This window comes from Mesorhizobium sp. ORS 3428 (genome assembly GCF_001854785.1).
GTDB lineage: Bacteria > Pseudomonadota > Alphaproteobacteria > Rhizobiales > Rhizobiaceae > Mesorhizobium.
In genome coordinates this window covers 87,395-109,938 of the sequence record NZ_MDFL01000118.1, presented here as the reverse complement: position 1 = coordinate 109,938, position 22,544 = coordinate 87,395, and the positions used below count along the sequence as shown (strand labels likewise).

Below are 22,544 nucleotides of genomic sequence, written 5' to 3'. Positions count from 1 at the left end.
GATACGCTTCCGTCAAAACGTGAAATAGTCTAGGCTGCATCGAATTCCCAGCATTGACGTAAGCGCCGGCGAGGCGCCTCAGACTTGACGTCCAAAGATGGGTCAGGTTACGACGATGTTCGCGACGGCCTGAATGTCCGCCCTCGTGTATCCCAGCCCAAAGCGGCCTGTCGGCAATCGGYCCAGTAGACCTACCCAGTGCCGACGTGCGGCATCTAGCGCGAAGGTGGCATAGATAGCGATTTCGTCCGACGACGGCCGCGGAACCATACGGAACGATACGGGAAGTATGTCTGCCTTATGCCCACGAAAACGCAAATCAAATCAACAATTTGAAGACACCCTCCGGGCCCACCATTGTCGTTATTATATTTACCAATGCCTTATAGGGTGGTTCGCCACGAGGTTCGCCAACAGGCCCGAACTCATCCCGTTCATGCTGCTAGCGTTTCTGGAGGCGACCGAGCGTTCACGAAGGCCAGAAAGGATGGCCTCCCCGCTGCCGGTATGTCGGARAAGTCGCGTCGGCAATCGGCTTCAACAGCTGACGGTGCTTAGTGCCAGCATGGCTTTGGGGCCCGACAGGCCCTGATGTTGGCCACGTACCCCTGTGACCTCTGCGCCGGGTTTACAGGCTAGGCTGTCGCCTTACGCTTCGAAGTAGGTTTCCATGACGACGATGTCGCCGAGGGAAGAGACGTCCGCCCGTTTGACAGCGGTTTCATCAGGCCGCGCGGCTGAAGCGATCGATTCTGAAATCATCGAGGGCCGTCTCGCAGCGGCCGGTCGTGATGAGTTCGGCCATGGCGTCGCCGACGCCCGGGCCGAGCTGGAAGCCGTGTCCGGAGAAGCCGAAGGCATGGAACAGGCCCGGCGTCGTCCCTGACCGTCCCATGACCGGCAGCATGTCCCGCATATAACCCTCGCAGCCGGACCAGGTGCGGATGACCGCGATCTTGGCGATTGCCGGCAGCAGCCGCGCCACGGCGCGCAACTGCGCCGGCAGGCGCACGGGATCGGCGGCCGCGTGGCCCGGATCGAGATCCACCGGCACCCTTTCGGCCGCGCCGCCGAAGACGATGTTGCCGCGCTCGACCTGACGCAGATAGGCGCCATAGTCCTTGTCGCGCGTCCAGATGCCGACCACTGGCAGGATCCGATGCGGCAGCGGCTCGGTTACGCCCATCTGTGGCCCACGGACCTCGAGCGGGACCTTTTCGCCGAACAGCGCGGCGATGCGCGCGCCCCAGGCGCCGGCGGTGTTGAGCAGGCATTCGGCAGCGAAAGCGCCTTTTGAACTGGCGACAACGAAACCGGAGTCGGTCCGCTCGATCTTTTCGACCTGGGCTTCCTCGATGATTTCCGCGCCCAGCCTGCGGGCGGCCTCTGCAAAGGCCGGTGCGATCAGCCGCGGATTGCCGCTGCCGTCATGCGGRGAGAACGACGCCGCGATCGCGTCGGGACCGAGGCCGGGATAACGCGCGCGGATTTCGCGCGGGCTGAGTTCGTCCAACTCGAGCCCCCAGGGCCGCGCTGCCTCGGCATAGGCCCGCATGTCGGCGAGACCGCCTTCATCGAAGACCAGCCGGATATGGCCGGTGGCGCGGAATTCTACGTCGCGCCCAAGCATTTTCTCGGCCTCGCCCCACAGCCGCAGCGAACGGTGGGCGAGCGGAAGCTGCGACAGATGACGCCCCGTGCGCCGGATGTTGCCGAAGGAGGCGACGGTTGCCCCGGTGCCGATCCGGTTGCGCTCGATCAGCGTCACGCGGGCGCCGCGTCTGGCAAGGAAATAGGCCGAAGCCGTCCCCATCAGTCCGCCGCCCAGCACGATCACATCCATAGTCGTTCCTTATGCGGAGTGAATGAACCTTGAACACGCCGATCTTGTTCGCGCCACGGCATTGCGTCAAAGATGGGTTTGGACAACAGCCATAAGCTTGACCTATGGAGCTGCAATGCGAGCCCGGCAGCTTGAAGTGTTCATCGCCGTCATGCGCGCGGGCACCGTGACCGCCGCGGCGCGGATGCTGAATATCTCCCAGCCTGCGCTCAGCCAGATACTGCTCCACACCGAGGACGAATTGGGCTTCACGCTGTTCGAGCGCGTCAAGGGCCGGCTGCGGCCAACTCCGGATGCGCTCGAGATATTCCCCGATGCCGAGAGGCTGTCTGCAGGGCTCGACGGGCTGCGCCGCAAGACCACGGATCTACGCCTGGGGCGCGCCGGGCTGGTGCGGGTCGCGGCGTCCCCGCCGCCGGCCATGGCGATACTGCCGCGCGCGTTCACCAGGTTCCGGGCGCTTCATCCCAGCATATTGCTGCGTTCTCATAGCGCCCCGATCGCCGCGATCGTCGACATGCTGCGCGCCGGCGATGCCAGCCTCGGCGTGGCCATGGACGATCGCCTGCCGCCCGACATCGAGGCCGAGGTGATCGGCAGCATCGGCTTCGCATGCCTGTTGCCCGCCGGACACGCGTTGCAAAGGAAGATCGAACTGACGCTTGCCGACCTCGCCGGGGAAGAGTTGATAACCTATCGCGGAAACACCCGTCCTGCCGACGAGCTGGCCCATGYAGCCCGCGCGCAGGGGGTAGTACTTTCGCCGTCGCTCGAGATCGACGCATCCATATCCGCAGTCGGCTTCGTCCAGGCCGGTCTGGGTATCGCCCTTGTTGACGCGCTGCTGCCGTGGCAGCAGTTCGCTGGGCTCGCCGTCAGGCCGCTCGCGGCGGGACCGGAATTTCCGATTGCGCTGCTTACGTCGCGCGCCCGAGCCCTTTCGCGGGCCGACGAGATGATGCGCGATGAAATCCGCGCAGCCTGTTTCGTTCCCCTGAGCGCGCGAAACTCAAAGGCATAAGCAAGACTTATAGTCCTGCTCATCATGCGTCTTGGACCCGCGCCGTCCTGCCGTGCCAGCTTTCGGTTGGCAGACAGGGAGAACGGCTCATGGACGGTGCCATTGCAAGCGCGATGGATGAGGCGCGGAACGGGGCCGACTGGAAGGTCGGCGTCGATATCGGCGGGACATTCATCGATTTCTGCGCGCTCGAAGCCCGTTCCGGCCGGGTCGCCTCGCTGAAGGTGCTGACGACGCCTGAAGATCCGGGCGCCGAGCTGATGACRGGCCTCGCCCTCCTGGCGGAACGCGAAGGCTTGGACGCTACTCATATGACGCGCTTCGTTCACGGCACAACCGTCGGCATCAACACGATCATTCAGCGCAAGGGCGCGCCGCTCGCCCTGTTCACCAATGCCGGCTTCGAGGACGTGATCGAACTCGCACGGCTTCGCATGCCGGACATGTATTCGCTGTTCTGCTCGCGGCCGGACCCCCTGATCTCGCGCGACATGGTCTTCGGCATTCCGGCTCGCATGCGCGCCGATGGGAGTGAATCGCGGGCGCCGGATACGGCGGCGGTGGAAAGCGCGGTCGCGGCGGCGAAAGCGAACGGAGCGCAAGGGATCATCGTCTCCTTCCTTCATGCCTGGCGCAACGCCGCGCAAGAAGCCTCGGTCAAGGCGGCAATCGCGCGCCAGGCACCAGACCTCTTCGTCTTCACCTCGGCCGAGGTGTGGCCGGTCATCCGCGAATACGAGCGCAGCTCGACGGCCATTCTCAACGGCTATGTCCATCCGCGCGTCTCCGGCTATCTGACCGCGCTGGAAGCGCGGCTGAAAGATCGCGGTGTGCCGGCGCGCCCCATGCTGACGAAGTCGAACGGCGGGCTGATGAACGCTGCCGAAGGCAAGCGCGCCTGCGTGAACATGCTGCTATCGGGAACGGCCTCCGGGGTCATCGGTGCCTCGTGGCTGGCGCGTCAGGCAGGCGAAGACAAGGTCCTTACCCTCGACATCGGCGGAACCTCGGCCGATTTCGCGCTCATCATCGATGGCGAGCCGCAGTTCGGCACCGGCGAGCTGATCGGCGAGTTTCCGCTCCATATCCCCACCGTGTCGGTGAGCTCGATCGGCGTCGGCGGCGGTTCGATCGCCAGTGTCGACGCGCAAGGCGTCCTGCGCGTCGGGCCGGAGTCGGCCGGCTCGACGCCAGGACCGGCATGCTATGGCCGCGGCGGCGAGCGGGCGACGGTGACGGACGCCATGGTGGTTTGTGGATGGCTCGGTCACAGCGAGATGGCCTATGGCCAGCTCAGGATCGATACCGGACTGGCCCATCGCGCGGTCGGCGAGCTTGCCGCGCGGCTTGGCCGTCCGGTCGAGCAGACCGCGCAAGCGATCCTCGACATCGCGGTGTCGGAGATGTTCGTCGAGGTCGAGAAACTCGCCTCGCGCGCCGGCGTCGACTTGCGCGATTTCACGCTGATGCCCTTCGGCGGCGGCGGTCCCATGCTTGGCGCCTTCCTTGCCCGCGAGCTTGGCATGAAGCGCGTCATGGCGCCCCGCCGCCCCGGCGTGGTGTCGGCGCTGGGCGGGCTGGTCGCAGATCTGCGCGGCGACTTCATCCGCACGATCTTCAGCCCGTTGTCGGGCGCCTCGCTTCCCGCTATCCGCGAGGCTTTCGAGGCGCTTGCGCAAGAGGGCCGCGACTGRCTCGCGGCGCAGGGGCACGATGCGGCCGCAGAACTCTGCCTCTCCTGCGACATGCGCTATGTCGGCCAGAGCTATGAGATCGAGGTCGTCCTTTCGCCGGATTGGCTGGCCGACGGCAACGCAGAGGCAATCGAGCAAGCCTTCCACCGCACCCATGAGCAGCTCTACGATTTCCACGACCCGGAGGGTGAGATCGAGCTTGTGAATGTCCGGCTGTCGGCGATAGGCGCAGGGCCGGCGCTTTCCTTCCCGGAGATCGACGAGATCGAAGCCCCGGCCATCCCGGCGCGCCGGCTGCCGGTCTACACAGGCCTGAGTGTCGAGACCGTCGACCTTCACGACCGGCAGACGCTGGTGCCGGGCAGCACATTCCATGGGCCTGCCGTGGTGGTGCAGGAAGACACCACCTTTGCCATTCCCGCCGGGACGCAGGCTCGGGTCGACCGCCACCTCAACCTTTTGCTGACCTTCGCGGAGTGACTGTCTTGTTTGACCGGACAAACCTTCAGGTGCTGGCGAACCATGCCCGCGCGGCCGCCGAGAACATGGCGCACACGCTGCACCGCACCGCGCACTCCGCCTTCGTCAAGGAGACGCAGGACTTCACCGTGATGCTGATGGACCGTTCGGGAGCGACCTTCGCCGTCCCGATGGAACTCGGCGCCACTTGGTACCCCGGGCTTTCCTATCACCGCGCGATCGCCATGGTCGACGACTACCGGCCGGGAGATGTTGCCTTCACCAACGATCCCTATTCGGGTCACGTCGCCACGCATGCGCCCGACACGCATCTGTGGAAGCCGGTCTTCGTCGACGGCGAGATCGTCGCCTGGACCGGCGGACACATCCATAACACTGACATGGGTGGCGCGGTGCCGGCTTCGCTGAGCCGCGCGCTCACTGAAATCCACCAGGAAGGCATCCGCTTTCCGCCGATGAAGCTTGTGAGGGAAGGCGTCTTCGACGAGACGCTCCTCAGGATCATGAGCACCAATGTGCGCAAGCCCGACCTCAACATCGGCGACATCAAGGCGCTGGTCGGCGCGCTCAACACCGGCGAGCGCAAGATCCAGGCGATGGTGAGGAAGTTCGGCAAGGCCGGCTTCATCGAAGGCGTTTCCGCTCTCCTCGACCATGCGGAGGCGCAGGCACGCGACGTGCTGCGTTCCATGCCTGACGGCACCTGGGAATTCGCCGATTATGCCGACGAGGATTCGGTCGAGGCCAATCCCTGCCGGCTGAAGCTGACACTGACGATCAAGGGCGACGAGGCGGTGCTCGATTTCACCGGTTCCGATCCGCAGCTCGGCTCCTCGCTCAACGTTCCTTCGGGCGGCGACCCGCGCCACACCATGCTGCTCGTCGGCGTCTACTACGTGCTCTACACGCTCAACCCGAAGATCCTGCTCAACACCGGCCTTACCCGACCCTTCACCTGCATCACGCCGCGAGGTTCGGTGCTGAACCCGGTCCACCCCGCCGCTGTCGRCATGCGCTCGCTGACCTGCGCCCGGCTGCGCTCCGTCATCTTCGGCGCCTTCTCGCAGGCGGTGCCGGAGCGGCTGCCGGCGGCTCCGGCCGGCAACAACTGCATCGTCAACGTCATGACCATCGATGAGCGGACGAGCCGGAGCGTCATCGCGGCGGTGAATCCCGTGGTGGGCGGCGGCGGCGCGATGCCGCATCGCGATGGCACCAACGGATCGGGCGCGGATGCCGCCTATCTCAAGAACACGCCGATCGAGATCACCGAGACCGAGACGCCGGTTGAGTTCGTGAAATACGGACTCGCCCGGGACAGCGGCGGTGCGGGCCGCTGGCGCGGCGGGCTGGCAACCGAGATGGCCTTCCGCGTTTTCGCCCCCGACTCCAGGATCACCGCGCGCAACCGCGACCGCAGCTTCTTTCGCCCCTGGGGCGTGCTGGGCGGCAAGGCGGCCGGCCTGTCGGATATGGTCGTCAATCCGGGGACCGACCACGAGCGGCGGCTGGGCAACATCGACACTGCGGTGCTGCAGCCGGGCGATGTGCTGGAGATACGCTCCGCCGGAGGCGGCGGGCGTGGCGATCCGCATCAGCGTGAGCCTTGGCGAGTTGCGCAGGATGTGCGGCGTGGCTACGTCTCGGCGGCAGCAGCCGAAAGCGAGTATGGCGTCGTTATCCGCGGCGGCGAGGTCGACGAGCAGGTGACGGAGCGGCTGCGCGCGCGGCACGAGTCGTCCACCGGCCATTTCCATTTTGGCACGGAGCGCGAAGACTACGAAGCGCAGTGGACGCCGGCGGCTTATGACAGACTCCACGCGCTGCTGGATGCCTTGCCGATCCACTGGCGGTTCTTCGCCAAGACGGAGATCTTCCGCCGCATGAAGGGGCGTTCGGGGCCGGAGGGCGTCGAGGCGGCCTTCGATGCGGTCTGCGAACGGTTTCCCGAGCTGCCTCGTCCTCGTGCGGTGCGGGAGGCCGCGGAATGATCAMGGCCGGCCGCATAGTCCGGCTGGCCGAGCACGACCGGGTAGAGGTGCATTTCTTTCTCGACGGGCAGATGCGCGGCGCGCTGGCGGGCGACACTGTGCTGACCGCTATGCTGGCATCCGGCCACGCGCTGCGAACGTCCGAGTTCGGACCTGAACCACGCGCAGGCTTCTGCCTGATGGGAGTCTGCCAGGATTGCTGGGTGTGGCAAGAGGAGGGGCCGCGCCTGCGCGCATGCTCGACGCCAGTCACGGAAGGCATGCGACTACGCACGACGCCGCCGGAAAATTGGCCGTGAGCGAGACGTCATCGCCGCGGATCGTCATCGTGGGCGCCGGCCCCGCCGGCATAAGGGCAGCGGCGACGCTGGTGGAGGCCGGGCTCCACCCGATGGTGATTGACGAAGGGGATCGCGCCGGCGGGCAGATCTATCGCCGCCCGCCTGCCGGGTTCACCCGCCCGCCGAAGCAACTGTATGGGTCCGAGGCGGCGAAGGCGTGCGCGCTGCACGCGCTTTTCGACCGGCTGGCCGAAAAGGGACAGCTTACCCACTGCCAGCGCAGCTCGGTGATTGCCGTGCATGAGGGTCGGCTGCACGTGCTGGGGGAGGGCGGCGTGCAGGTGATTGGCTATGACCGCCTGATCCTTGCCACCGGAGCGTCCGACCGGGTCGCTCCGGTTCCAGGCTGGCAAAGCGCCGGCGTCTACAGCCTTGGCGCGGCGCAGATTGCGCTCAAGGCGCAGGGCGTGGCCCTTGGCCGGCGGATCGTCCTGATCGGATCGGGGCCTTTGCTGACGCTGATCGGCGCGCAGCTCATCAAGGCCGGAGCGGATGTGGCGGCGGTGCTCGACACCTCCCCTTGGCGCCAGCAGGTGCAGGGGTTCACGGGGCTTGCTGCCCGGCCGGTCGTGGCGTTGCGCGGGCTGGCCCTGCGGGCGCGGCTCGGCCGCCGCTATCACGCGGGCGTCAGGTTGGAGCGGATCGAGGCCGACGCGTCGGGTGTCACGGCGCTGCGCTGGCGCGATGCCGGAGGCCGGGAGCGCCTAACCTCATGCGACATGATCGGCATGGGCTGGCACCTGCGGGCGGAGACGCATCTGGCCGACCTGGCGGGATGCGGCTTCACCTATGACGAGCAGTGGCGGCAATGGCTGCCGAAGACCGATCGGATGGGATGGGCCGGCAACGGAGTCTATCTTGCCGGCGATGGGGTCCGTCTCCTCGGGGCGGACGGCGCGGAGATCGCGGGACGCCTTGCGGCGGCGGCGTGCCTTTCCGATCTCGGACATGCGGCGCCCTCCGTCGGTGCCGACCTACGCAAGCTCGCGCGGCTCGAGCGCTTTGCCCGCGGTCTGTCCCGTGCTTTTTCCTGGCCGTCGGAGATGGTGCGCACACTTGCCGACGAGGCGATCGTCTGCCGCTGCGAGAACGTGACTGCCGGAGCCGTGCGTGAGGGCGCGGATTTCGGCGGCGGCGAGGCCAACAGGGTGAAGTCGCTCTCACGCACCGGCATGGGGCGCTGCCAGGGGCGCTATTGCCAGTTGGCCGCCGTCGAACTCGTCGCGGCGCAGGCCGGCTGTACGCCCGACGCGGTCGGCCGCTTTCGCGGGCAGGCCCCTGTCCGGCCGGCGCCCATCGGCGCCTTCCTCCAGGAGGGCTGATGCGACTGCGAAAGCCACGCTTAGTCCTAGAAGTCGGCGACCTTACCCCAGGCCGAAGCATCGAAGCGCCGCGGATCGTAGGATGTCGGATCGACGATCGGTTGCACCCCGGTCACAAGATCGGCGACGAGGTGCCCGGCGCCGGGTCCGATGCCGAAACCATGTCCCGAAAATCCGGCAGCCAGGAAGAAGCCCGGAACGATCGATATCGCGCCGATGGCGGGCACGCCGTCCGGCGTGCTGTCGATATAGCCCGCCCAGGCTGCACTGATCCTGGTCTGCCTGAGCGCTGGCAGCAGCTCAAGCGCGCGGGCATGGGTCAGGCGGATGGTCGCCCGATCCGGGACCGGATCGAGGATGCGCATGCGCTCCATCGGCGTCGGCTGGTCGAGCCGCCAGCGTTGGAGCGTTTCGTGGCCGGAGCGCATGCCCTGCAGCCCGCCGGGCGCGAGGCTGCGCCAGCGCTTCAGGAACATCGGCACGAACTGCGGCGAGAAGCGCAGCTGCTGCGGCGTCATGTCCACGCGGCCGCGTCCGCTTATGGCGAGCGTGTAGCCGCCGTCGCCGCGACGCGTGGCCGAGATCCTTGCTGTGTGCAGCGCATCCGGCAGGCCTTGCGCGCCGGGCGAGACGGACAGGATGGAGGAGCGGACCGACGCCTGCGGAAAGCGGAAACCGAACTGATGACAAAAGGAAGAGGCCCAGGCGCCGCCGGCCAAAACCGCGGCTTTCGTCCGGATCGTTCCACTTTCCGTGACCACGCCGCTCAGGCGTCCGCCTTCGGTCTCGATGCCGCGCGCGGCGCAATTCTGGTGCACGCTGCCGTCGAGCTGGAGAATGGCGCGGGCGACCGCGGGTGCGGCCCGCGACGGATCGGCGGTGCCGTCGGACGGCGAGAAGACGCCGCCCTTCCAGGTCCGGCCGGTGGCGCGGCCACGCTTGCTGGCTTCGGTGCTGTCGAGCATATGCGTGGTGACGCCGGCTGTCCTGGCGAAGTCGCGCCAGCGCGCCCAGCCGGACAACTCCGCCTCGTCATTGCTGAGATAGAGCAGGCCGCAGCGGCGGAAGCCTGTGTCCTCGCCGGTTTCGGCCGCAAAACGCTCCCACAGATCGAGGCTGCGGGTCGCCATCGGCAGCTCGCGGRCATCGCGGTTCTGCTGGCGGCACCATCCCCAGTTTCGGGAAGACTGCTCGGCGCCGATGCGTCCCTTCTCGACAAGCGCGACCTTCATGCCGCGCCGAGCCAGGTAGTAGGCCGCGAAGACGCCGACGATGCCGCCGCCGATCACCACCGCATCCGCGGATTGCGGCAGTTCGCCGGACGTTTCGATTTGCTGCAGCGGCGCGCGCATGGTCTCTCCACCTCGAAGCGCCAATTTAGCGCGTTGCGCAGGCAGCCGCTGCTGCAGTTGGGTTCGAGGCAGAATTTTATTCCGACAGCTCGGTCGAAATCGGGAGTCGCTGCGTTTCAAAGCGGTATCCGCTTGATGGACAGACCTGCGGGCTGTGGTAGTCTCGATAATCATCGGCAAGGCAGCATTTTGTGCTGCGGTACTCTTTCTCGGAGATAGCTCGTGAAACTGGATCGGATCGACATCAAGATTCTTCACGAGCTGCAGAAGAACGGCCGCATCACCAATGTGGAACTGGCCGAACTGGTGCATCTTTCGCCGAGCCCGTGCCTGATGCGGGTCAAGAAGCTCCAGTCGGAAGGTTATATCGAAGGCTATTCAGCGCAGGTCAACATCGGCAAGCTCGGCCAGACGCTGACCGTGTTCACCGAGATCACCCTGAAGAACCACCGCCAGGTGGACTTCGCCCGCTTTCTCGCCGTCGTGGAGAAGATCGACCAGGTCATCGAATGCCATCTCGTGTCGGGCGGCTACGATTATCTGATGAAATTCGTGACCGCCGGCATCGGCGAATACCAGACGATCATGGAGCGGCTGACCGACATGGATATCGGCATCGACAAATATTTCAGCTTCGTGGTGCTGAAGTCCCCCATCGTCAAGTCGCACATGCYGCTGCCCAGCCTGTTTCCGATGTGAGGCAACAGTTTTCCTCAAACCTGGCCTTCATCGATCCCACGCAGCACGCGCTTAGTGGTCCGCTTTTCAACGAGATGGCCAGTCTGTCGCCTGCAAGACGCCCGGCCGCAATATCGCGCGCAACCCTTTCAATTCGGCTTGCATTTCGGCGATCATCCAGGCGCAGATATCGGAGACGATCGGCCGTACCGGCCTTGAGCGCGGTGCAATAAGCTGATGGATCCGGCCGGTGTTGATTTGCCTGTCCGAGGCCGGGACAAGCGTTCCCTGAAGCAATCCCCCTGAAACGTTGCTGAGCCAGCCGAGCGCCACGCCTTCCCCGTTCATCGCAGCCTGAAGTACGACCGCGTAGTCCGAGAATTCGAGCCACTTTGCCCTGCTGGTCTTGCGGTCGCCTACGTTGCCCCAGGCGTCCAGCCATTGCAGCTTGGCGTCGGTGAGATGAAGCAGGGTATGACCCGCGCCGTCCGAGTCATGATTCAACCGGCCGCGGTGCGACAGGTAGGACGGGCTGCATACCGGAACGATGATCTCCGGTGAAAACGTCCAGCGGTGATAGTGCGTATCGTCATCGGCCAGGATCCTCGTAGCAAGGTCGACATTCTCGGCGGGGCCTCGCAGGACGCCGGCRATCAGTTCGAATCTCAGGTCCACATCTGGAAATCTTGCGTTGAACGCCCCAAGCCTCGGGACGAACCAATGCGTCACGAGAGAACTCGAAAGTGAGAGGGTAACGACCGGCTTTGCAGCGCTGTTCTGCTTGATCCTGCGGATCACTTCCTCGATGCCGTCAAATCCCTCGCGCACCGCTGAATAGAGCGCGCGGCCGTCTGCGGTAGCGGTCAGTCCCGCCGCGCCCCGCGTGAAAAGAGCGACACCAAGGTCGGCCTCGAGCTGGGCGATGCTGCGGCTGATGGACGGTTGCGTGACGTTGAATTCCCGGGCGGCGGCCGTGAAACTGCCCGACCGGGCGGCAGCCTCGAAGACAAGCAGCCCGCGCGCGGAGGGAACGAGTTTCGCGAAACCAGTCATACGCCCAGCGTATAGCTGGCCCAACAATTTTCAAGCTTTCTGCAGTCCCGCAAATGGCGAACTATAACCGTCATGAATGGGGTGGAGCAGGACGTGAACGTAGCGGAAGCTCGAGCAGGCAAGACATCCAGCGATCCACTCCTTCAGCCGTTTCGGCTCAAGGGTCTGACGCTGCGCAACCGCGTTGTCAGCACCAGTCATGCTTCGATGCTGGACGATGGCGGCCTGCCGCTCGAACGCTACCAGCGCTACCATGAAGAGAAAGCGCGCGGTGGCCTCGCCATGACCATGGCGGGTGGCTCGGCGATGACCTCGCCCGACTCGAGCTGGGGCAGCGGTCAGCTGGACCTTTCGAGCGATCGCATCGTGCCTCATCTCCAGTCGCTGTCGCAGCGGATCCATCGCCATGGTGCGGCCGTCATGTGCCAGGTGTCGCATCTCGGGCGGCGCGCTACTGCCTATGCCGGCAATTGGCTCCCGCCAGTGGCGCCGTCGCGCGTTCGCGAGACCCGAAACCGGAATTTTCCGAAGGAGATGGATGCCGAGGACATCAGCAGGATCGTCAAGGACTACGCCAGCGCCGCCAGGCGCTGCCGCGACGGCGATCTTGACGGCGTCGAGACGGTCACCGGCGGGCATCTGATCGGTCAATTCCTTTCGCGCAGAACCAACAGGCGCACGGACGCCTTCGGCGGCTCGCTGGAAAACCGCGCGCGCTTCGGCCTGATGGTCCATGAGGCGATCCGCCGCGCGGTGGGCGACCACTTCGTGGTCGGGATACGGTTCGTTATCGACGAGGYGGTCGAGGACGGGTCGGATTTCGAGGAAGGCCTTGCTTACGCCCGGCTGTTYGAGCGGGAAGGCCATATCGATTTCTTCAACTGCATCTTTGGCCGCATGGATACCGACTTGTCGCTGGCTGAGGACAACATGYCCGRCATGTTCAGCCCGAGCGCACCGTTCTTGCCGCTGGTCGGGCAGTTCAAGCGGGAAACCAGGCTGCCCGTCATCCACGCCGCAGCCATCAGGGACGTGGCTACGGCGCGCCATGCGATCCGCGAGAACCTCGTCGACCTCGTCGGCATGACGCGGGCGCATATTGCCGACCCCCATATCGTCAATAAGGTGATGCGGGGAGAAGAAGAACGCATCCGCCCATGCGTCGGCGCGTCCTACTGCCTGTACAAGAAGGTCCATTGCATTCACAACCCTGCCAGCGGTCACGAAACGATCGTCGGCCACATCATTGACCGGGCCGAAACGCCGAGACGGGTGGTCGTGGTCGGCGGCGGTCCGGGCGGGATGGAGGCGGCAAGGGTCGCCGCCGAGCGCGGRCACAGCGTGACCCTTATGGAAGCCGGGGCACGGCTTGGCGGTCAGGTGCTCATCGCGGCCTCGGCGTCCGATCGCAAGGATCTGATCGGCATAGTGGACTGGCGCATCGACGAACTCGCGCGCCTAGGCGTGGATGTCCGCCTCAATGCCTATGCGGATGCACAGGTTGTCCTTGCGGAGAAGCCGGACGCCGTCATCGTCGCCACGGGCGGCATCCCGGACATGGAATGGCTGGATGGCGCCGAACACTGCGACAGCGTCTGGGATGTGTTGACGGGGGCCGTGCCGGCAAAGGGCGATGTGCTCATCTACGATGAGACTGGACGCCAGGCCGCCGTCTCCTGCGCCCTGCATTTGGCCCGYCGGGGCAGCGTGGTCAGCCTTGCCATAGCGGATGACACGTTGGCGATCGAAACTCCCTATCCGGACAGGGTGAGTTTCCGCAAACGCGCCTCGGAGCTCGGCATCCGGGTTGTCGGCGATGTGCGCCTGATCAAGGCGGCGCGCCAGGGCAACGGGATTGCTGCCAAGTTCCGGCATGAGCTCACCGGTGCAGAAACAGAAATGACCGCGGCCCAACTCATCGTCGAGCGCGGCACGGCACCCATGGAAGACATCTATCAGGAACTGCGTGTCCGCTCCGCCAATAACGGCGTCACCGACATCGCACTCATGACGGGAGCGAGGCCCAAGCGAGACGATGGGCCTCCAGCCGCTGGATCGTTCGTGTTGCACCGCATTGGGGACGCGGTTGCCAGCAGGGACATCTACTCGTCGATCTATGAGGCCTACCGGCTCTGCTCCCAACTGTAGGCGGGTGAAATCCCGCCGCGGCCGGGACCAGCTCTTTACTTCCGATATAGTCAGYGGTGGCCGTACTGGCTGACGAGCTCGGGGTCGCGGACGAGGCCGTCAAGCCACGTCGGATCGAGCTTCGGCACGGAGGAGAACAGGAGCTTGGAATAGGGGTGGGTAGGCGCCTTCACCTTGTCGGGCGTGATCTGTTCCACGCGCTCACCTTTGTACATGACCATGATCTGATCGCAGATGGCCTCGACGACGGAGAGGTCGTGGCTGATAAAGATGTAGGACAGCCCCAACTCGCGCTGCAGCTCCTTGAGCAGCTCGATCACCGCTGATGCCACCACCGTGTCGAGCGCCGAGGTGATTTCGTCRCAGATGATGAGCTTGGGCGATGCCGCGAGCGCGCGCGCGAAGTTTACGCGCTGCTTCTGGCCGCCCGACAGCTCCGATGGATGACGGTAGCGCAGCGCCCTCGGCAGGCGCACCATGTCGAGCAGTTCGTCGACGCGTTTCGAGCGCTGATGCCTGTCGAGCCCGTGATAGAAGGCCAGCGGTCGCGAGATGATGTCCTCGACCGGCTTGGCCGGATTGAGCGCGGTATCGGCGTACTGGAACACGATCTGCATCTCGCGCAACTGGTCTTGGCTGCGTTTCCTCGCGTTGCRCTCCAGTTGCTTGCCGTCGAAGACGATGTTCCCGGCCGCCGCCGGATGGATGCCGGCGATGACCCGCGCCAGCGTCGATTTTCCGCAGCCGGATTCACCGATGACACCGAGGTTGCGTCCTTTCTCCACGACCAGGTTGACGGAATGGACGGCGCGAATAAGCGGCAGTCCGTTATCCCGTACCGGGCCATAGCCGGCCGTCACATTGTCGATGCGCAGCAGCTCTTTCGTTCCGGTCTCTGCGTCCGCCTGCGCTTGGCGTGGCTTCGGTTCGAAGGCGGCCAGCAGTTCTCGCGTATAGGGATGCCGGGCCGCCGAAAGGATTTCAGCCGTCGTGCCGGTCTCCTGCACTTCGCCGCCTTTCAGCACCACGATGCGGTCGGCGATCTGGGCGACGACCGCGAGGTCGTGGGAAACATAGACACCCGCTATCCCGCCCGCCTTCATGACCGACTTGAATGCCTTCAGCACGTCGATCTGGGTCGTAACGTCGAGTGCCGTCGTCGGCTCGTCGAAGATAACCAGCTCGGGATCGCCGATGAGCGCCATAGCGGCCGCCAGGCGCTGCAATTGCCCACCCGAAACCTGGTGCGGATAACGGGCGCCGATCCCTTCCGGGTCCGGCAGCGACAAGGCCCGGAACAGCTCGACCGCGCGCTTTCGCGCCTGCTCGGGCGGCATCAGCTTATGGATGCGTGTGACCTCGATCACCTGCTCCATGATCGTGGATGACGGGTTGAAGGCGGCGGCGGCACTTTGCGGAACATAGGCGATGTCGGTGCCGCGGAACTTGGCGCGTTGCTTTTCGGAAAGCGCCGCCATGTTCTTGCCGTTCACCTTAATCTCGCCGCCGGTGATCCGGCAGCCGGGCCGTGCGTGGCCCATGAGCGAGAGCGCCACCGTCGTCTTGCCCGAGCCGCTCTCGCCGATCAGGGCGATGATCTCGCCGTCGGCGATGTCGAGGCTGACGCCCTTGATGATTTCGACCAGGCGTCCGGCGTCGGTCGTCGCCTCGATCCTCAGGTTCCTGACCTCGACGAGATTGGTCATGCGTCCCGGTCCCTGATCTTCTGCGGCAGGTTGTCGATTAAGAGGTTGACGCTGATGGTGAGGCTGGCGATCGCCAGCGAGGGCACGATGACGGCCGGGGCCGCGAAGGGCAGGCCGCCGATGTTCTCGCGCACCAGCGCGCCCCAGTCGGCGAGCGGCGGCTGCAGTCCGAGCCCGAGGAAGGAAAGGCCGGAGAGCAGAAGCACGATGAAGACGAAACGCAGGCCGAAGTCGGCCAGCACCGGGCGGATGATGTTGGGCAGGATTTCGGAGCCGATGAGATAGGCGGTGCTTTCGCCGCGCACGCGGGCGACGGTCATGAAATCCATCGTGTTGATGTTGACGGCAAGCGCCCGCGCGAAGCGGTAGGCGCCAGGGATATAGATGACGGCGAGCGTCAGGATCAGCACAGGGATCGATGAGCCGACCGCGGCGACGACCACAAGCCCGAACAGCTTGCTGGGGATGGAGTTCATGGCGTCCAGCAAGCGGCTTATGCAGGTGTCCGGCCAGCCGCCGGTAACGGCCGCCATCATCCCCAGCACCACGCCCGAGAAACAGGCGATGGAGACGGCGGCGAGCGATATGCCGACCGTGTAGCGCGCGCCCATCAGGACCCGCGAGAGCATGTCGCGGCCCAGATAGTCGGAACCGAGCCACAGCCCCTGGCGTATCGGGCCGAAATAGTCGTCGTCGACGATGTCACCGACCGGATGGGGAATGATGTAGGGCGCGAAGATCGCAACGAGCGTCCACGCCAGGATGACCAGCGAGGCTAYGACGCCGACGAAGTTGTAGCTGTGGCCCAGGAAGGAACGTCGGGAGGATGCTACGCTCGCCATCGTCATCTGAGCCTCGGGTTGGACATGATGGCGACGATGTCGGCGGCCGTGATGAGCAGGAGATAGCCGAGGCAGAAGATCATCGCGCAGCTCTGGATCAGCGGCAGGTCACGGGTCGCCACCGCATCGACCATCAGCTTGGCAATGCCGGGATAGTTGAAGATCGTCTCCACGATGATGACGCCGCCGACCAGATAGGACAGCGAGAGCGCGACCGCGTTGACGATCGGCCCGAGCGCGTTGGGCAGCGCGTGCTTGAGCACCATGCGGCTGCGCGACGCGCCCTTGAGAAGCGCCATCTCGACATAGGGCGTGGAGAGCGTTTCAATTACCGCGGCGCGGGTCATGCGGATCATTTGGGCGGAGATGACGAAGGTGAGCGTGATCACGGGCATCGCATAGATGCGCACGATGTCGGCAAGCGAATGCGCCTCGTTGACCGAGGAGAGCGCGGGCAGCCATCTGAGATAGACGGCGAAGAGCAGGACCGCCAGCGTCGCAACCATGAACTCCGGCACGGAGATGACGCCGATCGAAAGCACGGTGACGGCGCGATCGTAGAGCGAGCCGCGCAGCATCGCGGCGGTGATGCCGAGCGTCAGCGCCAGCGGCACCGACATCAGCGTGGTGATGCCGGCAAGTTTCATCGTGTTGACAAAGCGCCCGCCGATCAGCGCCGCGACCGGCATGTCATTGGCATAGGATGTGCCGAGGTCGCCGTGGAGCAGGCCGAAAAGCCAGCGCAGGAAGCGCAGGATCGCCGGATCGTTGAGGTGCATGGCTTCGCGCAGGCCGGCGACCGCCTCCGGGGTCGCCGCTTGGCCGAGTAGGATCGACGCCGTGTCGCCAGGCAGCATGCTGGTGGCGAAAAACACGGCGAACAGAACGATCAGAAGTGTGACGACCGCGACCGCCAGCCGCTTCACCACGAGCTTGAGAACTCCAGACTTCATGGAAGCGCTCCCTGCGGTTGCGTCCGGCCAGACAATCTTGCGCAATACAGTGCTGGGGACCGGCTGACCGGTCCCCGGCGGGCGCCTCTTAGGCTTCGAGCCAGAGGTATTCTGCCATTGCGTAGCCCATCATGCCACCGAGCGGGTTCGCTTCCAAACCCTTCACCTTGCTGGAGAGGGCATCGACGTTGGAAATGTAGGCCGGGATGATGGTGCCGGCTTCCTCGGCGATCATGGTCTGCATTACGCCGTAGATTTCCTTGCGCTTGGCCTGGTCGAGCAGGCCGCGCGCCTCGACGAGCAGCTTGTCGAACTTCTCGGACTTGTACTTGCTTTCGTTCCACGGCGCGTTGGAGGCATAAAGCAGCGAGAACAGGATGTCCGGCGTCGGGCGCGGATTGATGTTGCCGAAATGGACCGGCGCCTTGAGCCAGTAATTGTCCCAATAGCCGTCGGATGGAACGCGCTGGACATCGAGCTTCATGCCGATATCGGCGCCGGCGGCCTGTATGATCACTGCCATGTCGATTGACGAGGTCGCGGCGTCGGAGGCGATCACGGGAATGGACTGGCCGAGCAGGCCCGCCTTCTGGAAGTGGAACTTCGCCTTGTCCGGGTCGAAAGCCTTCGGCTTGAGGTCGGCGTTGTGGAATATGTTCGCCGGCGAGACGGGCTGGTCGTTACCGATTTCGCCGATGCCGCGCAATGCCGATTTGACGATCTGCTCGCGGTTGACGAGATACTTCATCCCAGCCACGAAATCGGCCTTGCTGCCCGGATCCATGTCGAGCCGGATGTTGAGGTCGGTGTAGTTGCCCGAAGTCGTCTTCGACAATTCGAAGCCCTGCTGGCCGCTGACGAGCTTCATGCTGCGCGGGTTGATGGAGGCGGCAAAATTGATGTCGCCGGACAGCAAAGCATTCACGCGGGCGCTGTCGTCGCTGATGGCGATGAATTCGAAGGAGTCGAGATAGGGCTTGCCCGACTTCCAATAGTTCTTGTTCTTGGTGACCACCGACCGCACGCCCGGTTCGAACGTCTGCAGCACGAAGGCCCCGGTGCCGTTGCCCTTGGAGAAGTCCGTGGTGCCGTCGGCGACGATCATGAAATGATGCAGCGCCAGGATGGTCGGCAGGTCGGCATTCGGGTCGGCGAGCGTGATTTCCACGGTCGACTTGTCGACCGCCTTGAAGCCGGTCATCTGCGCGGCGATCTTGGCGACCTTGGAGCCGACCGCTTTGTCGAGATGACGCTTCAGCGAGAAGACGACGTCGTCGGCGGTGAGATCCTTGCCGTCATGGAAGGTGACGCCCTTGCGCAGCTTGACGGTCCAGGTCTTGGCGTCCTTGCTGTCGAAGCTTTCGGCCAGCTCCATCTGCGTCTTGCCGTCCTTGTCGAGGAAGGTCAGGCGGTTGTAGAGCGAGCAGCAACGGACATAGTCGGTAGAGAGCGATGCCTTTGCCGGATCGAGCGTGTCGGCGGTCGAGGACGACCAGCCGGCCGCCTTGAAATGTCCGCCGGACACCGGTGTGGCGGCGATGGCTTGCGTGGCGCGGCCGAGCACCACGCTGCCTGCCGCAACCGCGGCGCCGCCGGCCAGCAGCATCTTGAGAAGTTCGCGGCGGCTGGCGCCCCGTCGAATGGCGTTCTCGACCATGGCATCGTCTGCCCCGGTCCAGTTCGTGATCTTGTCGGTCATGTCATTCCCCTTTCTGATGGTTTCGCCGGATTGCTCGTCYTGTCGCGCGCTTTTCCGGGGTTGGGCTCAGGTTCGTTCCTTCAGGCTTTCCCGTATGGCCGCGGCAAAGCCGGCCATCGAGGTGAAGTGGTAGTCCGGCACGGTGAAGCGCTCGGGCTCGATCGTGCCGCCATAGCCCTTCTGGGCGTGACGGCGCTCGATCCAGCAGTTGGTCATGCCGAGCGCCCGGGAGATGCCGATGTCGTGATACTGGCTTTGCGCGACGTGTAGGATGTCGTCCTTGCTGTCGCCGCGGGAGGCCACGAAATCGAAGACTGCCTGGAAGAAGGCCGGGTCGGGCTTTTCCGTGCCGGTATCGTCGGCCGTGAAAGTGGCGAAAAAGGGCGATCCGAGCTGCTTCTCGAAATGGTCGAGCGCCCAGCGCCGCGCGTTGGTCATGGCAATCAGCTTGTGGGATTTCGCGAGGTCGGCCAACGCTGCCGCGCTGTCGGGGAAGCCCTGCCAGATGCTGGCCGAATCCCGCAGGCGGACGCCGTATTTCTCCTCCGCCGGCAGGCCGAGCCGCGGCGCGATGACCATGTAGACGCGTGCAAGGTCGTCGGGAAACAGCCCCGCATCGGGCATGTAGCGGGCCTGCCGGTAAAGGGTCAGCGCTTCTTCGCCGTCGATGGAGATACCCGCCTCGGCGGCAATGTCGGCCAGGCAGGTCTTGATGCCGCCTTCGAAGTCGATCAGCGTGCCGACCACGTCGAAGCTCATGTATTTGAATTCGCTAAAGCCCCTGGCCAAGACCGGCTCTCCTCTGCGCGCGACCGAATTGCATCATGCTGGACAGAACAAAATTCCGTTCTGTCCGGGGCGTCGGCCTTTTTCAAAGGCCCGGAAATTCGGGCTTTCTGGCCTTGTCGTTAAAAGCAGTCTGGCACTTCCCCCGCGCCGGATTCGCCGAAAAGGCGCGGGGCTGCGGCACAAAATTGCGAAATCGCCTGCCGCAGCGATATTTCGAAACGCGAAATATTGGCCGCMCGTCATGCCAGCGCCTTGCGGACATCCGCGTCTTCCAGCGTCTGGTCGAGCGTTCGGCGCGTGCGCTCGATGATCGCGTCGATATCGCTATCGGTGCAGCAGAGCGGCGGGGCATAGCCGAGAACCCCATGCGCGAAGGCACGGATGATCAGGCCGTTGTCCCACGCCCTGTCGAAGACGCGCCGCGCCGGCAAGGCTGCGGCGGGAAGCGGTGTCTTCTTCTCTTTGTCGACCACCAGTTCGATCGCGGCAAGCATGCCGCGACCGCGCACATCGCCGACGAGCGGGTGGTCCCTCAGGTCCTCCAACCCCCTCATCAGGCGGGCACCGGCTCTGGCGCCGTTCTCCAGCAGGCCGTCCTCATAGAGCTTCAACACTTCGAGCGCGACGGCGGCGCTGACCGGATGGGCGGAATAGGTGTAGCCGTGGCCGACCGCCGCGCTGCCCGCGCCATCGGCGATGACGTTGTAGACATGATCGGCCATGAACACGGCGCCCATCGGAACATAGCCCGAGGTCAGTCCCTTCGCCGTCGTCATGAAATCGGGAACGATGTCCTCATCGGTACAGGCGAACAGGGGTCCCGTGCGGCCGAAGCCGGTGATCACCTCATCGGCGATGAACAGGATGCCATAATCGCGGCAGAGTTCGCGCATCGCCTTGATCCAGCCTTTCGGCGGGACGATGACGCCGCCTGAGCCCTGGATCGGCTCGGCATAGAAAGCGGCGACCCGCTCCGGGCCGATCGCCTCGATCTTGGCCTTCAGTGCGGCGAGCGATGCGGCGGTGATCGCATGCCCGTCCTCGCCTACCGGATTGCGATAGGGATAGGGCGAGGGGATCTTGTGCTGCCATTCGAACGGGATGCCGAAACCGGCGTGGAAGGCTGGCAGCGCGGTCAGGCCGGCGCCGACCACCGACGACCCGTGATAGCCCTGCTCGATGGAAATGAACTGGTCGCGCTTCGGCTCGCCCCTGGCGTTCCAATAGTAGCGGACGAAACGGATCGTGCTGTCGACCGCGTCCGACCCGCCGAGCGTGAAATAGACGTGGTTCAGGTCGCCCGGCGCGCGCTCGGCCAGTTCCGAGGCGAGTCGGATGGCCGGCTCCGAGCCGAGGTCGAAATAGGCGGTGGCGTAGGGAAGCTCGCGCATCTGCCGGGCCGCCGCCTCGACGATGCTGTCGTGTCCATAGCCGGCATTGACGCACCACAGCCCCGCGAAACCGTCGACAAGTTGCCGGCCGGACGCATCGGTCACGGTCGCGCCCTTCGCCGATTTCAGCACGCGCACGCCGAGCGCCTCATGGCCGCGATAAGAGGCGACCGGATGGATGAGATGGGCGCGGTCGAGTTCGATCAGGGAATTGGCAAGCATTCTTGTCCTCCGGTTAGAGCATGATGCCAAAAAATGTGCCGCGGTTTTCCAACGACATCATGCTCTGTCTCTTTGATTTACAGCCGGATTCTGATTTCGGATCGACTCGATCCGAAATCATCCGGCTCTAGCCGAGCGCCTGGTTGGCGAGGGCGTAAATTTTTGGCTTGGCCTGTTCGGGGCCGTTCTTGGCGGGACGGYCCATGGCCACGCCGCCGCCGACATGGGCGAGGCCGATGTCCTGCAGCCAGCCGGCGATGCCGGTCCTGCTGTCGGTATCCACGCGCAGGAAGGCGCCGGGACGCGGTGCGGCGAAGAAGCCGATCAAGACCTTGGCGTCCTCAGCACTTCCCGCGATGACCGGGCCGATCACCTCGCCGCGTCCAAACGGGCGGATTGCAGCATAGGCTTCGATCACGCCATTGCGGCGGATGACGGCGAATTCGCCGCGCTCGGCCAGCGCATCGATCAGGGCTTCACGGTCAGCGCCATAGGCGCCGCGATCCATCGCCTTGATTTCCGGCAGATCATCGGCGCTTGCTGCTTCCGCGCCGTCGGGCGCACCAAGCTCGGCGACGTTGCCTTGATGCTGCAGGATCGTTCCGGAGGGCACAAAGCCGAGCTTCTGATAGAGCGGCATGCCGTCCGCCGTCGCGACAAGTCGCAGCGGACGGTCCTCGGCTAGGGCGAAGGCCTGTTCCATCAGCCGGCGCCCGAGCCCCTTGCCCCGCGCGTTCCGGTCGACGATCACCATGTTGATCATGGCGCAATCCGCGCCGTAGGGGGTTACCAGGATGGTTCCGGTGACACGGCCCTGGTCGTCGAGCGCGACCGCGCCGCTCGAGAGCTGCAGCGCCATCTGCCAGTCTTGCGGGCGATGGGGCCAATTCTCCTGACGAGACAGGGCCACCGCACCCTCGATATGGTCCGGTCCGAAGTCCTGGAGCTCTATCTCGCCCTGCTGCATGAGGCATCCTTCCATCTGCCCCCAAGTCTCGGCCATCGGCGCCCAGTAGATT

General features: G+C 64.9%; 17 protein-coding genes. 7 read left to right on the top strand and 10 right to left on the bottom strand.

Annotation, left to right across the window (positions count from 1 at the left end):
• Window positions 1–724 precede the first annotated feature (724 nt).
• Window positions 725–1,843 carry an NAD(P)/FAD-dependent oxidoreductase gene (locus ORS3428_RS17180; protein WP_071099489.1) on the bottom strand — a complete coding sequence of 373 codons (1,119 nt, stop codon included), beginning with the start codon at window positions 1,841–1,843 and terminating at the stop codon, window positions 725–727.
• A gap of 115 nt (window positions 1,844–1,958) precedes the next feature.
• Between ORS3428_RS17180 and ORS3428_RS17175 the strand changes: the two genes are divergently transcribed.
• The 5 genes from ORS3428_RS17175 to ORS3428_RS17155 all read left to right on the top strand — a co-directional run bounded on the left by ORS3428_RS17175 (window position 1,959) and on the right by ORS3428_RS17155 (window position 8,692).
• Complete coding sequence (locus ORS3428_RS17175) at window positions 1,959–2,864, top strand: LysR family transcriptional regulator (RefSeq protein WP_071099488.1); 906 nt, start codon at window positions 1,959–1,961, stop codon at window positions 2,862–2,864.
• 89 nt (window positions 2,865–2,953) lie between these two features.
• A complete protein-coding gene (locus ORS3428_RS17170) occupies window positions 2,954–5,038 on the top strand; it encodes a hydantoinase/oxoprolinase family protein (protein ID WP_071099487.1) in 2,085 nt (694 codons plus the stop codon).
• Window positions 5,039–5,043: 5 nt separating this feature from the next.
• The gene (locus ORS3428_RS17165) at window positions 5,044–7,029 is read left to right on the top strand and encodes a hydantoinase B/oxoprolinase family protein (RefSeq protein WP_071099486.1); all 1,986 of its coding nucleotides are present in this window, start codon (window positions 5,044–5,046) and stop codon (window positions 7,027–7,029) included.
• Entirely contained in the window at window positions 7,026–7,328 is a 303-nt protein-coding gene (locus ORS3428_RS17160; protein WP_071099485.1) for a (2Fe-2S)-binding protein, read from the top strand. The genes ORS3428_RS17165 and ORS3428_RS17160 overlap by 4 nt, the downstream gene beginning before the upstream one ends.
• Window positions 7,325–8,692, top strand: a complete 1,368-nt coding sequence (locus ORS3428_RS17155; RefSeq protein ID WP_071099484.1) for an FAD/NAD(P)-dependent oxidoreductase — start codon at window positions 7,325–7,327, stop codon at window positions 8,690–8,692. Before ORS3428_RS17160 ends, ORS3428_RS17155 begins: the two co-directional genes overlap by 4 nt.
• A gap of 26 nt (window positions 8,693–8,718) precedes the next feature.
• Here ORS3428_RS17155 and ORS3428_RS17150 read toward each other — a convergent pair whose 3' ends face one another.
• Window positions 8,719–10,044 (bottom strand): NAD(P)/FAD-dependent oxidoreductase, encoded by a 1,326-nt coding sequence (locus ORS3428_RS17150; protein WP_071099483.1) that lies wholly within the window; start codon window positions 10,042–10,044, stop codon window positions 8,719–8,721.
• Between the two features lie 222 nt (window positions 10,045–10,266).
• Between ORS3428_RS17150 and ORS3428_RS17145 the strand changes: the two genes are divergently transcribed.
• Window positions 10,267–10,743: an Lrp/AsnC family transcriptional regulator gene (locus ORS3428_RS17145; RefSeq protein WP_071099482.1), complete on the top strand. Its 477-nt coding sequence runs from the start codon at window positions 10,267–10,269 to the stop codon at window positions 10,741–10,743.
• Window positions 10,744–10,809: 66 nt separating this feature from the next.
• Here the strand turns inward: ORS3428_RS17145 and ORS3428_RS17140 are convergent, their stop codons facing one another.
• Window positions 10,810–11,775: a LysR substrate-binding domain-containing protein gene (locus ORS3428_RS17140; protein WP_071099481.1), complete on the bottom strand. Its 966-nt coding sequence runs from the start codon at window positions 11,773–11,775 to the stop codon at window positions 10,810–10,812.
• A 72-nt stretch (window positions 11,776–11,847) separates the two neighbouring features.
• Here ORS3428_RS17140 and ORS3428_RS17135 point away from each other — a divergent pair, with 72 nt between their 5' ends.
• On the top strand, window positions 11,848–13,923 hold the full coding sequence (locus ORS3428_RS17135; RefSeq protein ID WP_108723091.1) for an oxidoreductase: 2,076 nt from the start codon (window positions 11,848–11,850) through the stop codon (window positions 13,921–13,923).
• A 50-nt stretch (window positions 13,924–13,973) separates the two neighbouring features.
• Here ORS3428_RS17135 and ORS3428_RS17130 read toward each other — a convergent pair whose 3' ends face one another.
• From ORS3428_RS17130 to ORS3428_RS17100, 7 genes are all read right to left on the bottom strand, one after another.
• Window positions 13,974–15,629 (bottom strand): ABC transporter ATP-binding protein, encoded by a 1,656-nt coding sequence (locus ORS3428_RS17130; protein WP_071099480.1) that lies wholly within the window; start codon window positions 15,627–15,629, stop codon window positions 13,974–13,976.
• Window positions 15,626–16,477: an ABC transporter permease gene (locus ORS3428_RS17125; protein WP_071099479.1), complete on the bottom strand. Its 852-nt coding sequence runs from the start codon at window positions 16,475–16,477 to the stop codon at window positions 15,626–15,628. The genes ORS3428_RS17130 and ORS3428_RS17125 overlap by 4 nt, the downstream gene beginning before the upstream one ends.
• A complete protein-coding gene (locus tag ORS3428_RS17120; protein WP_071099478.1) occupies window positions 16,474–17,424 on the bottom strand; it encodes an ABC transporter permease in 951 nt (316 codons plus the stop codon). Before ORS3428_RS17120 ends, ORS3428_RS17125 begins: the two co-directional genes overlap by 4 nt.
• Window positions 17,425–17,512: 88 nt before the next feature.
• Entirely contained in the window at window positions 17,513–19,123 is a 1,611-nt protein-coding gene (locus ORS3428_RS17115; RefSeq protein WP_071099477.1) for an ABC transporter substrate-binding protein, read from the bottom strand.
• 66 nt (window positions 19,124–19,189) lie between these two features.
• Complete coding sequence (locus tag ORS3428_RS17110) at window positions 19,190–19,882, bottom strand: HAD-IA family hydrolase (RefSeq protein ID WP_443136859.1); 693 nt, start codon at window positions 19,880–19,882, stop codon at window positions 19,190–19,192.
• Between the two features lie 269 nt (window positions 19,883–20,151).
• Window positions 20,152–21,525 (bottom strand): aspartate aminotransferase family protein, encoded by a 1,374-nt coding sequence (locus tag ORS3428_RS17105; protein WP_071099475.1) that lies wholly within the window; start codon window positions 21,523–21,525, stop codon window positions 20,152–20,154.
• Between the two features lie 127 nt (window positions 21,526–21,652).
• On the bottom strand, window positions 21,653–22,492 hold the full coding sequence (locus ORS3428_RS17100; RefSeq protein WP_071099474.1) for a GNAT family N-acetyltransferase: 840 nt from the start codon (window positions 22,490–22,492) through the stop codon (window positions 21,653–21,655).
• Window positions 22,493–22,544: the final 52 nt, after the last annotated feature.

Excerpts from the sequence above, each read along its gene's own strand:
- ORS3428_RS17120 (WP_071099478.1), bottom strand. The coding sequence starts at position 17,424 with ATGAAGTCTGGAGTTCTCAAGCTCGTGGTGAAGCGGCTGGCGGTCGCG.
- ORS3428_RS17115 (WP_071099477.1), bottom strand. The coding sequence starts at position 19,123 with ATGACCGACAAGATCACGAACTGGACCGGGGCAGACGATGCCATGGTC.
- ORS3428_RS17110 (WP_443136859.1), bottom strand. The coding sequence starts at position 19,882 with ATGAGCTTCGACGTGGTCGGCACGCTGATCGACTTCGAAGGCGGCATC.
- ORS3428_RS17105 (WP_071099475.1), bottom strand. The coding sequence starts at position 21,525 with ATGCTTGCCAATTCCCTGATCGAACTCGACCGCGCCCATCTCATCCAT.